The following is a 12,561-nucleotide window of genomic DNA, read 5'->3' as shown; positions in this document are numbered from 1 at the left end:
AAATAAGGCTGGCTAAAAAAAACATCCAGTTAGGTCATCTTTTTTTTACTGCTTAAAATGACCTTTAAGTGGTTTCGCTGATGGCTTGGCCTCGGTTTGCCGGATGAACAATTTCGATTTCGTTACGCCAGAGTTTGACGAAATCCTGTTCATCAATGTCATATAGTTCCATCAATGCAACAATCACGCTGACAAAAATCATGGCGCCTTCGGTATTGCCATGAAAATTAAAGATTTTACCGTTTAATTTTCCAAGAATGTCTTTTAGCTCGTGTTCACGACCACGTCCGTAACGATCTCGTGGATATAAATCTTCATTTAAGACAATTAATGCAATGGCTTTCTCGGTATCGCTCAATGATGTTTTTTGTAGTGCATCCTCGAAGGATTCACTGCCATGATCGAAGTAAAAAATCACCTCATCGGTAATAAATGCTTGCACCATACGCGAGGTGAGATTTGGAAACAGTGAAACCGCGTTCTCTTCGATATACGGTTTAAATGATTCTGGAAAGATAATATTGTTGCTCATACCACGAAATAGTGGCGCGATTTCCGATACTTTGTAGCCTGCTATTCCGCAGCCGAGTGCCGTTAAAAAATACGTCATTTTGCTATGATTTTGAGCATAAATTTTAAAATCATGGATATAGTGCGCAATCTGTGAAAGCGGCATTTGTTGTTGGTGTTCATTTAAGGTAGGAATTGCGAAGCTTTGGCCCGCCCAGCCACGTCCTACACCTTTTACAGCACCAAAATGCTGTGCGGCGATACGTGCAGCACCATGCGTATGTTGCCCAGCCATGTTGCTACCAAATACAAATACGGTATTTTCTGGTAGCTCAGTCACAATTGTTTCGTCGTGGTATTGAAAGCTCATCATGATCTTATTCTTGCTGTAATAAGTTCATGGTGCAATTGATTCAGTCACAAATCAAGCAAAAAATAGTACGCTTTTTTATTTTACAGGGCGTAGTAGCGTGACATGATTTTGAGTGAAACAGATCAAAAATAGCAAGATTATTTTTTCATGACATAAAATTCACACGCATTTTTTTATGCTGAATCTGTAGAAAATCATTATAAAGAGAAGATCATGAGCATACTTGTCGCAGGCGCCTCTACAGGCATTGGAAATGCATTGGTTGCAGCGCTAAGAGCGCGTTCAGACGAACCAGTTTACACCATTAGCCGTTCGGATTTGGGGCAGCATAATTTTCAGATCGACTTATCCGATGCCTCGAATATTTCGGCAGTACAGACTTTTCTTGCTTCAATTCAACCGACCCGCGTTTTTTGCTGTGCAGGTATGTTGCACGATGACACCCATATGCCAGAAAAAATGCTCAGCCAGATTCAGGATGACTGGGTGTTTGAATCTTTTTCAAAAAATGTGCTCACGCATATACATCTTGCACAAGCCTTGGCTCCTGTTTTGACCAAAACCTCTTCACTCAAATGGCTGTCTTTATCGGCTAAGGTGGGCAGTCTGGATGACAATGCATTGGGTGGCTGGTACAGCTATCGCATGAGCAAAACCGCTTTAAATATGTTTATTAAAAACCTGAGTATTGAGTGGGGGCGTAAATCGCCTGAAATTTATGTGGCGAGCTTACACCCGGGAACTACGGATTCTGAGCTGTCTAAACCTTTTCATAAAAATATTTCACCAGATCGATTGTACAGTGCAGAGCAGACTGCTACGCGTTTGATCGATGTTATGGATCATTTTGGTCAGGCAGAGCAGGGTAAATTATTAAATTGGGACGGCACTGTAATTGCCTACTAACGACCAGTCATCGGGCTTGAAAAGTTTCAGTTTGCCCTAATAGTTTGTATGACCCCTTATTTTTGAGCGTGCCAGTGAACGACAACCAGCCTTTTGATTTAGTGACAAGTTTCCAACCCGCAGGTGATCAGCCTCAAGCGATTGAAAAGTTGGTCAATGGCATTGAGCGCGGCTATCGTAACCAGCTATTACTTGGGGTTACGGGTTCGGGTAAAACCTACACCATGGCCAATGTGATCGCGCAAACACAGCGTCCGACCATCATTATGGCTCACAATAAAACGCTGGCCGCTCAGCTTTATGGTGAATTCAAGGCCTTTTTCCCGAATAATTCGGTTGAATACTTTGTAAGTTACTACGATTACTATCAACCAGAAGCATATGTGCCTTCGTCGGATACTTTTATTGAAAAAGATGCCGCGATTAACGACCACATCGACCAGATGCGTTTGTCGGCTACGCGTGCACTTTTAGAGCGACGCGACGCAATTATTGTGGCCTCGGTTTCGGCCATTTATGGTTTGGGTGACCCTGAAGCGTATATGAAAATGCTCTTGCATGTGGTGCAAGGCGATCATGTCAATCGTGACGATTTGATTCGCCGTCTGGTCGAGATGCAATATACCCGGAATGAGCTGGAATTTTTACGAGGTACTTACCGTATTCGCGGTGAAATTCTGGATGTGTTTCCTGCCGAATCCGATCAGTTCGCGATTCGCATCGAGCTGTTTGATGATGAAGTCGATTCAATTCGCTGGTTCGATCCGCTCACAGGTAAAATGCAGCGTAAAGTACCCCGCGTGACAATTTATCCAAAAAGCCATTATGTTACGCCTAAAGATAATCTCACCCGCGCCATCGGTACGATCAAAGATGAGCTGAAAGAACAACTGAAATTCTTTAAAGACCATGACAAGTTGCTTGAAGCACAGCGCATTGATCAGCGTACTCGCTATGATTTGGAAATGATGCAGCAGCTTGGATACACCAATGGTATTGAAAACTACTCACGACATCTTTCTGGGCGCCCGGCAGGCGAAGCACCGCCAACATTGTTTGATTATATTCCAGATGATGCCTTACTGATTATTGATGAGTCACATGTGACCGTGCCGCAAATTGGCGCCATGTACAAAGGTGACCGCTCTCGTAAAGAAAATCTGGTGAATTACGGTTTTCGTTTGCCAAGCGCATTGGACAACCGACCGATGAAATTTGAAGAGTGGGAGCGAATTGTTCCGTCGACAATTTTTGTCAGCGCGACACCAGCCAAGTATGAGCTAGAAAAGTCTGAGCAGATTGTGGAGCAGGTGGTGCGTCCAACTGGTTTGATTGACCCGGAAATCGAAATTCGACCAGTACTCACACAGGTCGATGACGTACTTTCCGAAATCAACCTGCGTAAAGAGATTGATGAGCGCGTGTTAATCACCACACTGACCAAACGTATGGCAGAAGATCTCACGTCTTACTTAAAAGAATATGGTATTAAGGTGGCCTATCTACACTCAGACATTGACACTGTAGAGCGGGTGAAAATTATTCATGAGCTGCGTACTGGTGTATATGATGTGCTGGTGGGTATTAACTTGCTGCGTGAAGGGCTCGATATGCCTGAGGTGTCTTTGGTCGCAATTTTAGACGCAGATAAAGAAGGCTTTTTACGCTCTGAGCGTTCTTTAATTCAGACCATTGGGCGTGCAGCGCGAAATATCAAAGGTAAAGCCATCTTATATGCCGACAAGATGACGGATTCAATGCAAAAAGCCATTGATGAAACTGACCGTCGTCGTACCAAGCAAATTGAGTTTAATGAACAGCATGGCATTACACCACGTAGTGCGGTGCGTCAGAAAATCAAAGAGATTGATACAGGCGAAGTCTTTAATGAAGATGAGATAGAGCTGTCTGAATCTGCTCAGGCAAAAGCACTGAGTGCAGATGAGCGACATATCTTGGCAGATCCTAAACTATTAGCGAAACATCTGGCCAAGCTTGAAAAAGAAATGCTCAAGGCTTCTAAAGAGTTGCAGTTTGAGCAAGCCGCTCGTATCCGTGATGAAATCTTGCGGCTTAAAGCGCAAATGATCCAGTAATACCAATAAATGTAGAGCTAAGTGCTACATATCTCTACATTAATTTCAAAAAAAAGCGCTACTCTAATGAACAATCCGTTGCAAACTATCATGATGAGCTAATATTTGAGGGAACTTGAATGCCATTGTATAAAAATATCCCACAAGGGAGCTGGCGTTTAGCAAAGATTGCATTGGGTGGCGCCGTATTGACAGGATTAGCGGTTGCAACCATGGCTTACGCACACAATAAACCACTCGCGCCTGTGGAGCGTGTAGAGTTAGACAAATACTTGGGGGTTTGGTACGAAGTGGTTCGTAAGCCCATGTATTTTGAAAATAAATGCGTCAAAAATATCACCGCAACCTATACTTTAAATGAAAACGGTAATATTACAGTCGATAACCAATGTATGGGCAGTGATGGTCAGCGCCATCAGTCGCTTGGTGAGGCCTTTGTGGTCAATCCTCCGTATAATTCCAAATTGAAAGTAAGTTTTTTACCAGAAATAGTACGATGGGTACCTGTTGCACGCGGCGACTACTGGATTTTAAAGCTGGACGAACACTATCAAACCGTTTTGGTGGGTGAGCCATCTCGCAAATATATGTGGATTTTATCGCGGACGCCTCATCCCTCAGAAGACGTCGTAAATGACTATCTGGCCTACGCGAAAAGCTTGGGTTATGAACTCAATGACATTATTCGGCCACAGCATACGGCCCAATAAGCGCTACATAGATGAAAAGAAAAACCATGCCTAGCGTGGTTTTTCTTTTATTAGATGTTTAAATTCAGTATTGTACAACGTCTTTTTGATTATTTGGTCAAGCGGGGGGAGATATGCTTCAGGGGATTGCGCTGTCGGTTTTGGCATCGGTTACGTTTGGGGTGTTGTACTTTTATAGTCAGCTTTTGACCGGAATAAACGCAGAGCAAACTTTTGGTTGGCGCATGATTTCAACCTTGCCTTTTTTAACCTTATTTATGTGGTTAATCGGGGATTTACATTTCATTAAACAGATTTATGAAAAAATAAAACTACAACCCGTTTTTCTACTGTATCTCTTGCTTTCATCTCTTTTAGTGTCGCTTCAGCTTTGGCTATTTATGTGGGGGCCAATGAATGGTCGGGGATTGCAGGTATCGCTCGGTTATTTTCTACTGCCCTTGGTTTTAGTATTGGTGGGCAGTCTTTTTTACAAGGAAAAACTCTCTAAGTTTCAGCAAGCGGCAGTTGCTCTCGCGATACTCGGCGTTGCACATGAAATTTGGCAACAAGGCACCATCGCATGGGAAACCTTATTGGTCGCCTTTGGTTATGCTGCGTATTTCTTTTTACGACGCAAACTTAAAACCGATCATTTAGGTGGCTTCTGGTGGGATATCGTCCTCAGCTTACCGGTTGCATTTTATTATGTGTCGTATTTGGGCACCGTACCTGACGGATGGAGCATATTAAATTTACTTTTGGTGGTGACTGGGCTTGGGTTATTCAGTGCCATTGGACTTGGAAGTTATATTTTGGCGAGCCGCTTTTTACCCATGGTATTGTTTGGATTGCTTAGCTATTTAGAGCCAATTTTACTCGCGCTTGCTTCGCTCATGATTGGAGAAACAATCAACCCAGAAGACTGGTGGACTTATATCCCAATTTGGGTGGCTGTGCTGTTATTGGTGGTGGAAGGTGCATTGCATTTATGGCGACAGCAACGTAACACGCGTATGTTGAAACGTAATGTCGCTCAATATAAAAAAAGGCAGGATGAAAATTGAACACGAAATGAAGCTTTTAATGAATAATGCTTGTTTTCTAAGCATATTTTGACGTTTAATAATTTCGTCACGAAATATTATAAATAAATTTTAAAAAATATTTTTAATCATTTTATAAATTTATAGTAATTATATGAAAAAATATAGGTGTAAGCGCTGGCGCCCGATTTAATCTTGGCGCCTTTTGATTTACAATTATCGCGTTTTGAAATTCACGCCTAGATAACATTAATTAGAGGACGTATCTGTGAGCAAAGAGACTATCATCGCACTGCATGCTGAACATCAAGGACGTTGGACAAATCGCGAAGAAATCGCGGAACATATGATCGCTTTGATTGGCAAGTTGTATCGCGAAAAAAATATCGTTGTTTCTGTTTATGGCCGTTCTTTAATTAACCGCTCTGTCATCCAGATCTTGAAATCACATCGTCGTACACGTGTTGTCGATGTCGAGCTTTCTGTTGTTAATACTTTCCCAATTTTGGAAGCCTTGGCAAAACTTGACAATATTGGTTCTGCCGAAGTAGATATTGGTAAGCTGGCAGTGGCCTACAAACAGCAAGGTGGCGATGTCGATGCTTTTGTTGCGCAAGCTGTTGAATCAATCAAGGGCAATGCAGCCTCTGAAGAGCCAAAAGATGTCGTTCTCTACGGTTTTGGTCGTATCGGTCGTATTTTGGCGCGTTTGATTATCAGCCAATCTGGTTTGGGTCGCGGTTTAAGCTTAAAAGCCATTGTGGTTCGTAAATCATCTGATGGCGACTTGGCAAAACGTGCATCTTTGCTACGTCGTGATTCAATTCACGGTTCATTCGACGGTACGATTTCAATTGATGAAGAAAACGAAGCAATTATTGCAAACGGTAAGTTCATCAAAGTGATTTATGCATCGAGTCCAGCAGAAGTAGACTACACTGCTTATGGTATCGACAATGCGCTTTTGATCGACAACACTGGTAAATGGCGTGATCTTGATGGCTTGAGCCAACATTTGAAGTGCCCAGGTGTTGCACGTGTAGTATTGACTGCACCAGGTAAAGGCGACATGAAAAATGTGGTATTTGGTGTAAACCAAGCCGACATTTTAGATGAAGATAAAATCATTTCTGCTGCAAGCTGTACAACGAATGCCATCACTGGTGTGCTTAAAGTAATCGATGATAAATACAAGATTTTAAATGGTCACGTGGAAACTGTTCACTCATTTACCAATGACCAAAACCTCATCGATAACTACCACAAGGCAGACCGTCGTGGCCGTGCTGCAACACTAAACATGGTGATTACCGAAACTGGTGCTGCAAAAGCGGTGGCCAAAGCATTACCTGCACTGAAAGGTAAACTCACAGGTAACTCGGTACGTGTACCAACACCAAACGTCTCATTGGCGATTTTGAATCTAACGCTTGAGAAAGAAGTTGATCGTGATGAAGTGAATGAATATATTCGTCAAATTTCAATCAACTCAAACCTTCAAGGTCAAATCGGGTATACCAATTCGACTGAAGTAGTTTCAAGCGACTTTATCGGCTCACGTACTGCAGGTGTATTTGATGCGCAAGCAACCATTACATCAGGTACACATTTGACAGCATATGTATGGTACGACAACGAAGTTGGCTATAGCTGTCAGGTACTTCGTATTGCAGAAAAAATGTGTGGCGTAAACTATCCGAAAGTGCCTGCACTTAGCGTGGCATAAGCCAGTTTAAAAAATATAAAAAGCTCAGTTTCGACTGGGCTTTTTTATGTATGATGTAATGACAGTTAAATTGGAAACCAAGCTGGATATTGGTGAGTGATTACCAAGCTGAAAGCCAAGTAAAATAAAAAAGTTGCAAAAGGAAAGTACGTTGCAGGTCAAGAAATTGCTCGGAGGGCTGGTGTTTATTGTGCTGGCCAGTATTGTCGGTGTTGCGATTGGTATCTGGGTATTTAAACATTTTAATGTGTATATCCCGCTTGAAAATCAGGCCGTGAATATTGATTTACAAGAACCACTTCAAGCCAAAGTTAAAATTCAGGATGCCTTGAATGTGGATGTGAGCGGACGCGTCAATGCGACCATTCCCATACACGAAAACCTGAATATCCCACTCACTCAAACGCTGACGCCGCGAGTGTACTTTGATAATCAGGTGCCGATTAAAACCATTATTCCGGTAAAAGAAGTGCTCAAGGTTCGTCAGGATTTACCGATTGATACCAAAGTACAGGTCAGAGTACTCGGACGTGATATCACGCTGCCGATTAAAGGCACCATTCCCATTAACCTAGACGTACCTCTAGACATTCAAGTCCCACTTGATCAAAACGTCCATCTAAAATTTGATGCGCCTGTGCGAACAGTGCTTCAAGAAAACTTAAATATACCGCTCAACACGACCTTGAAAACCAATATTCCAGTCGATGGGCATTTAAATGTACCAATCAAAACTGCACTTGCAGCAAGCGTAGAAGTGAAGAATACCTTGCCTATCAAAATTCAGAAAGGCGAATTAAAAATTCCGCTGTCTAGCGTGACGCTAAAGAAACAACCCGTTGCTGCTCCCTCAACTGCTGTCCAGTCGGGCGTGCAATAGGGGGTGACTATGTGGTTATTCGGATCATTGAAACGCACATTACTGAGCTTTGTTGCGGTGGTTGGTCTTGTGGCATTGCTATTTTGGCTTTACCTCAACATTCAGGCTTCCATGTATGTTTCAGCGCAGCATGCACAGGTGCAATTATCGGAGTATTTGCCTACACGCATCGAGGTAGGCAACCATTTGGAAACCCATTCTATGGGGAAGCTTAATACCGATATCCACATTAACCGACAGCTTTCCTTGCCCCTTAAAGGCAAATATCTGGCTCAGTTGGCCTTTGAAGTAGAAACACCTGTTTCTGTGAGTGTGGATTATTTAACCACTATAAAAATTGATGAACAGATGCCGGTCGAGAGCACGACAGATCTGATTTACCAAAATCAGCTGTTACCTAAATTTCCGCTAAAAATGAATATTCCGATTCGGCTGGATGTGCCATTTCGTTTGAATCGTACTTATCAGGTGCCCATCAAAATTGTATTTAATGGTCCGGTGTATTTTGAGTTTGACGAACCAATCAATCTGGCTGTGAAACATCAGTTTAAACCGACTTTGAATATTGATGATCCGATGACCATGCGAAAAGTCGCGACATTTAATGCCATTATGTATAACGAGGTAAGAGAAACACAGGCCAATCTGGATATGCACATCCAGTTACCACTACGAAATATACACCCCTAAACAGCTCAAATGAAGATGTTGTTCTTCATATACAGCAAGCCTCTGCATCGGCTTTCTCGCGTACAGGTGAAATAACTGATTTTATATTCGAGAAATCCTTTAAAATATGGCAGAATAGGCGGTTTTAGAGATTTTAGAGGATTGGCAAATGCGCTTTGTTGATGAAGCAGTCATTACCGTAGAGGCTGGCGACGGTGGCAATGGCGTGGCCAGTTTTCGCCGTGAAAAATTTGTACCTTTTGGTGGTCCAGACGGGGGTGACGGTGGTCGAGGCGGAAGCGTCTATATTCAGGCCGATGACGACACTGGTACACTGGTTGACTACCGTTATACCCGTAAATTCCGTGCAGAACGTGGTAAAAATGGCGCCGGCGCAAACTGTACAGGCCGTGGTGGCGAAGATGTTGTATTAAAAGTACCAGTAGGCACCACCATTGTGGATGTCGATTCTGGCGATATTATTGGTGATTTGGTTGAAGATGGTCAGCGTGTTTTGGTGGCTGGCGGTGGTGATGGCGGCTTAGGAAACACACACTTTAAGTCATCGACTAACCGTTCACCGCGTAAATTCACCACAGGGATTAAAGGCGAATTTCGTGAGATTCGTCTTGAGCTGAAAGTACTTGCAGATGTTGGTTTGCTCGGTATGCCAAATGCAGGTAAATCGACGTTTATTCGTGCAGTGAGTGCGGCGAAACCAAAAGTTGCAGACTATCCGTTTACGACGATGGTACCGAACCTAGGTGTGGTCGATGCCGACCGACATCGTTCATTTGTGATGGCCGATATTCCGGGATTGATCGAAGGCGCTGCGGAAGGTGCAGGTCTTGGTATTCGTTTCTTGAAACATCTGGCACGTACACGTATTTTGTTGCACATTGTGGATGTTCAACCGATTGATGGTTCTGATCCGGTGCACAATGCCAAAGCGATCATTGGCGAATTGAAAAAATTCTCTCCAACGCTGGCTCAGCTTCCTGTTGTACTGGTACTCAACAAACTCGATCAGATTGAAGAAGCCAGCCGCGAAGAATGGTGTAAACATATCTTGGATGAGCTAGAGTGGACTGGCCCGGTGTTTCGTACCTCAGGCTTACTCTTAGAAGGCACCAAAGAAGTGGTGTACTATTTGATGGATCAGATTGAACAGCAGCGCGAACTTGAAGCTGAAGATCCAGAATACGCACGACAAGTAAAAGCATTCCGTGAACAGCTTGAAGCTGAAACACGTGAACAAACGATCGCAGCAAAAGAAGCATACCGAGCCATGCGTAAAGCACAGCGTGAAGCAGGTCAGGGTGATGATTTTGACGACGATGATGACGAAGTAGAAGTGATTTACGTTCGTTAAGACGAACTCGAGGGAAAAATGATTGAAGTGATCGATGGGCAACGACAGCTCAAGGCGTGTAAACGTATCGTTGTTAAAATCGGATCATCTCTTCTTACCGCCAACGGACAAGGTCTAGATCTGGATGCAATTTCGCATTGGGCAACTCAAATTGCCGATCTACACACTGCCGGACACGAAATTATATTGGTGTCGTCTGGTGCGGTTGCAGAAGGTATGGTTCGCATGAAGCTTTCGAGCCGACCCACCGATCTACCCAGTCTTCAAGCCTGTGCGGCCATTGGTCAAATGGGCTTGATTCACACGTGGTCGAGTGTGCTCGATAAGCACTCGATTCAGACGGCTCAAGTCTTGCTGACCCATGATGATCTGGCAGATCGTCGACGTTATCTCAATTCATGTGATGCCTTGCAAAACCTGATTGAGTGGCGTGTGATTCCAGTGATCAATGAAAATGACACTGTTTCGACCGATGAAATTCGTTTTGGCGACAACGATACGCTGGCAGCGATGGTGGCGGGCCAAGTACATGCTGATTTGCTGATTATTTTGACCGATCAGCAAGGGATGTTTGACTCCGACCCACGCAATAATCCAGAAGCAAAACTGCTCACCATCGTCAATGCACTCGACGATCGTTTGTTTGAAATGGCCGGTGGTGGTGGAGTTTTAGGCCGCGGCGGTATGGTGACTAAGGTACGTGCAGCACGCTTAGCCGCGAAGTCTGGTTGTCCAACATTGATTGCCAGCGGTGAAAGTGACCGTGTTTTGTCTCGCTTAATGGCGGGTGAAATGCTCGGAACGCTCTTTAGTACCGATAAAGATCGCATGACTGCGCATCAGCAGTGGCTTGCCGCACATTTGCAAACGGCTGGCCGTTTAGTCATTGATGATGGTGCCGTCGATGCGATTAAACAGCGTCATCGTAGTTTATTGCCTGTAGGCGTTAAAGCGGTTGAAGGCCATTTTAATCGTGGTGATGTGGTTGAGTGTGTTGATCAATTGGGGCAGCGAATTGCGGTTGGGCGAGTGAATTTTAGTTCACGTTCGGCTGAGATCATTAAAGGCCTTGCTTCAGATAAAGTCTATCAGGTATTGGGTGAAGCTCGATCACTTGAAATGATTCATCGCAATCATATGGCGATTTATTAAGATCCAATGTGAACAAAAAAGCCCAGAATGAATGTCTGGGCTTTTTTACTTTTAAAGCATACCAATTCAATAGACAAGATGATCTTCTTTGCATAGCATCAAATGGGGCTGTCATCAGGATGATGCCGGCTGGCGTAAAAATTGCTAAGAATAACTTCAAAAATTTTTTATAGGAACGGTATGAAAGTGATTCACTCATTACGAAAAAATTTGTTTAAAAAATACTGGTCTTATTTACTCTTAAGTATGGTTTCAGGTGGTGTATTTGCCACAGCACCCGTACATTCCTCAATGTCAGAGCATTCAGCTTCGATAATGCATCGGGTTATCAATGCTGGCGTACTTAATGTTTGTACCACAGGGGATTACCAGCCATATAGCCATTTAAAAAGTGATGGTCATTATGAAGGTATTGATATCACTATGGCTGAGTCTTTGGCAAAAAGCTTGGGTGTGAAGACACAATATGTGCAATCAACTTGGAAGAGTATTATTCCGGATGTGGTTGCTGGTAAATGTGATATCGCAGTTGGGGGGATTTCTGTAACTCTACCGCGTCAGCAAAAAGTATTTTTTACGAATCGTATAGATGTGGATGGCAAAATTCCGTTGGTACGTTGTGCAGATACTAAAAAGTATCAAACAATTGAGGCCATTAATAAGCCCAATATTCGCGTGATTGAACCTGCAGGTGGTACCAATGAGGCATTTGCACGTAAGTTTTTGCCAAAAACTCAGTTGATTCTTTCAGATGATAATTTGGGTATTTTTCAGCAATTGGTAGATAAAAAAGCTGATGTGATGATCACAGAAGCCTCTGAAGCACTTTATCAGAAAAAGCATTATCCGGCGTTGTGTGCGGTGAATCCGACCCAGCCGATGCAATATGGTGAAAAAGCGTATGTACTTCCACTAGGTGATGTCATCTGGAAAGCATATGTCGATCAATGGTTGCATTTGTCGAAAGAAACAGGTGAATACGACACCATTCTCAAGACATGGTTAGGTAGCTCAACACAAGAATCAAAATGATAAAACAGGCAGTTTATACTGCCTTTTTTAAATGCGTGCCGATGTATTTAATCTAAAGGGTGATCACGCGATAACCTTGACGTTTGGTATCTATAAGCATGAAGTTGTGC

Annotated in this window: 11 protein-coding genes; 10 read left to right on the top strand and 1 reads right to left on the bottom strand. The window is 43.3% G+C overall.

Annotation, left to right across the window (positions count from 1 at the left end):
• Positions 1-64: 64 nt before the first annotated feature.
• The gene (locus L2096_RS01425) at positions 65-880 is read right to left on the bottom strand and encodes an A1S_2505 family phage non-structural protein (RefSeq protein WP_250364816.1); all 816 of its coding nucleotides are present in this window, start codon (positions 878-880) and stop codon (positions 65-67) included.
• Positions 881-1,096: 216 nt separating this feature from the next.
• Here L2096_RS01425 and L2096_RS01420 point away from each other — a divergent pair, with 216 nt between their 5' ends.
• From L2096_RS01420 to L2096_RS01375, 10 genes are all read left to right on the top strand, one after another.
• Entirely contained in the window at positions 1,097-1,789 is a 693-nt protein-coding gene (locus L2096_RS01420) for an SDR family NAD(P)-dependent oxidoreductase (protein WP_250364746.1), read from the top strand.
• Positions 1,790-1,863: 74 nt separating this feature from the next.
• Entirely contained in the window at positions 1,864-3,885 is a 2,022-nt protein-coding gene (gene uvrB / locus L2096_RS01415; RefSeq protein ID WP_151794519.1) for an excinuclease ABC subunit UvrB, read from the top strand.
• 119 nt (positions 3,886-4,004) lie between these two features.
• Positions 4,005-4,595, top strand: coding sequence for a lipocalin family protein (locus L2096_RS01410; protein WP_119689911.1), 591 nt, complete (start codon positions 4,005-4,007; stop codon positions 4,593-4,595).
• Positions 4,596-4,708: 113 nt separating this feature from the next.
• Positions 4,709-5,641, top strand: a complete 933-nt coding sequence (rarD, locus tag L2096_RS01405; RefSeq protein ID WP_250364745.1) for an EamA family transporter RarD — start codon at positions 4,709-4,711, stop codon at positions 5,639-5,641.
• Between the two features lie 247 nt (positions 5,642-5,888).
• On the top strand, positions 5,889-7,346 hold the full coding sequence (locus tag L2096_RS01400; protein WP_004939208.1) for a glyceraldehyde-3-phosphate dehydrogenase: 1,458 nt from the start codon (positions 5,889-5,891) through the stop codon (positions 7,344-7,346).
• A gap of 151 nt (positions 7,347-7,497) precedes the next feature.
• Complete coding sequence (locus L2096_RS01395; RefSeq protein ID WP_004948606.1) at positions 7,498-8,226, top strand: hypothetical protein; 729 nt, start codon at positions 7,498-7,500, stop codon at positions 8,224-8,226.
• 9 nt (positions 8,227-8,235) lie between these two features.
• Positions 8,236-8,916, top strand: a complete 681-nt coding sequence (locus L2096_RS01390) for a hypothetical protein (RefSeq protein WP_151745997.1) — start codon at positions 8,236-8,238, stop codon at positions 8,914-8,916.
• A gap of 148 nt (positions 8,917-9,064) precedes the next feature.
• A complete protein-coding gene (gene cgtA, locus L2096_RS01385; protein WP_004939203.1) occupies positions 9,065-10,267 on the top strand; it encodes an Obg family GTPase CgtA in 1,203 nt (400 codons plus the stop codon).
• An 18-nt stretch (positions 10,268-10,285) separates the two neighbouring features.
• Positions 10,286-11,419, top strand: coding sequence for a glutamate 5-kinase (gene proB, locus L2096_RS01380; RefSeq protein WP_004939200.1), 1,134 nt, complete (start codon positions 10,286-10,288; stop codon positions 11,417-11,419).
• Between the two features lie 180 nt (positions 11,420-11,599).
• Positions 11,600-12,451 carry a transporter substrate-binding domain-containing protein gene (locus tag L2096_RS01375; protein ID WP_250364744.1) on the top strand — a complete coding sequence of 284 codons (852 nt, stop codon included), beginning with the start codon at positions 11,600-11,602 and terminating at the stop codon, positions 12,449-12,451.
• Positions 12,452-12,561: the final 110 nt, after the last annotated feature.

This window comes from Acinetobacter sp. ACZLY 512, from assembly GCF_023614015.1.
GTDB classification, from domain to species: Bacteria; Pseudomonadota; Gammaproteobacteria; order Pseudomonadales; family Moraxellaceae; genus Acinetobacter; species Acinetobacter soli.
The sequence above is the reverse complement of the archived record's forward strand: the minus strand, read 5'-3'. Positions and strand labels throughout refer to the sequence as shown.

Coding starts and splice junctions, on each gene's coding strand:
- L2096_RS01425 (WP_250364816.1), bottom strand. CDS start 880: ATGAGCTTTCAATACCACGACGAAACAATTGTGACTGAGCTACCAGAA.
- L2096_RS01420 (WP_250364746.1), top strand. CDS start 1,097: ATGAGCATACTTGTCGCAGGCGCCTCTACAGGCATTGGAAATGCATTG.
- L2096_RS01410 (WP_119689911.1), top strand. CDS start 4,005: ATGCCATTGTATAAAAATATCCCACAAGGGAGCTGGCGTTTAGCAAAG.
- rarD (WP_250364745.1), top strand. CDS start 4,709: ATGCTTCAGGGGATTGCGCTGTCGGTTTTGGCATCGGTTACGTTTGGG.
- L2096_RS01390 (WP_151745997.1), top strand. CDS start 8,236: ATGTGGTTATTCGGATCATTGAAACGCACATTACTGAGCTTTGTTGCG.
- cgtA (WP_004939203.1), top strand. CDS start 9,065: ATGCGCTTTGTTGATGAAGCAGTCATTACCGTAGAGGCTGGCGACGGT.
- proB (WP_004939200.1), top strand. CDS start 10,286: ATGATTGAAGTGATCGATGGGCAACGACAGCTCAAGGCGTGTAAACGT.
- L2096_RS01375 (WP_250364744.1), top strand. CDS start 11,600: ATGAAAGTGATTCACTCATTACGAAAAAATTTGTTTAAAAAATACTGG.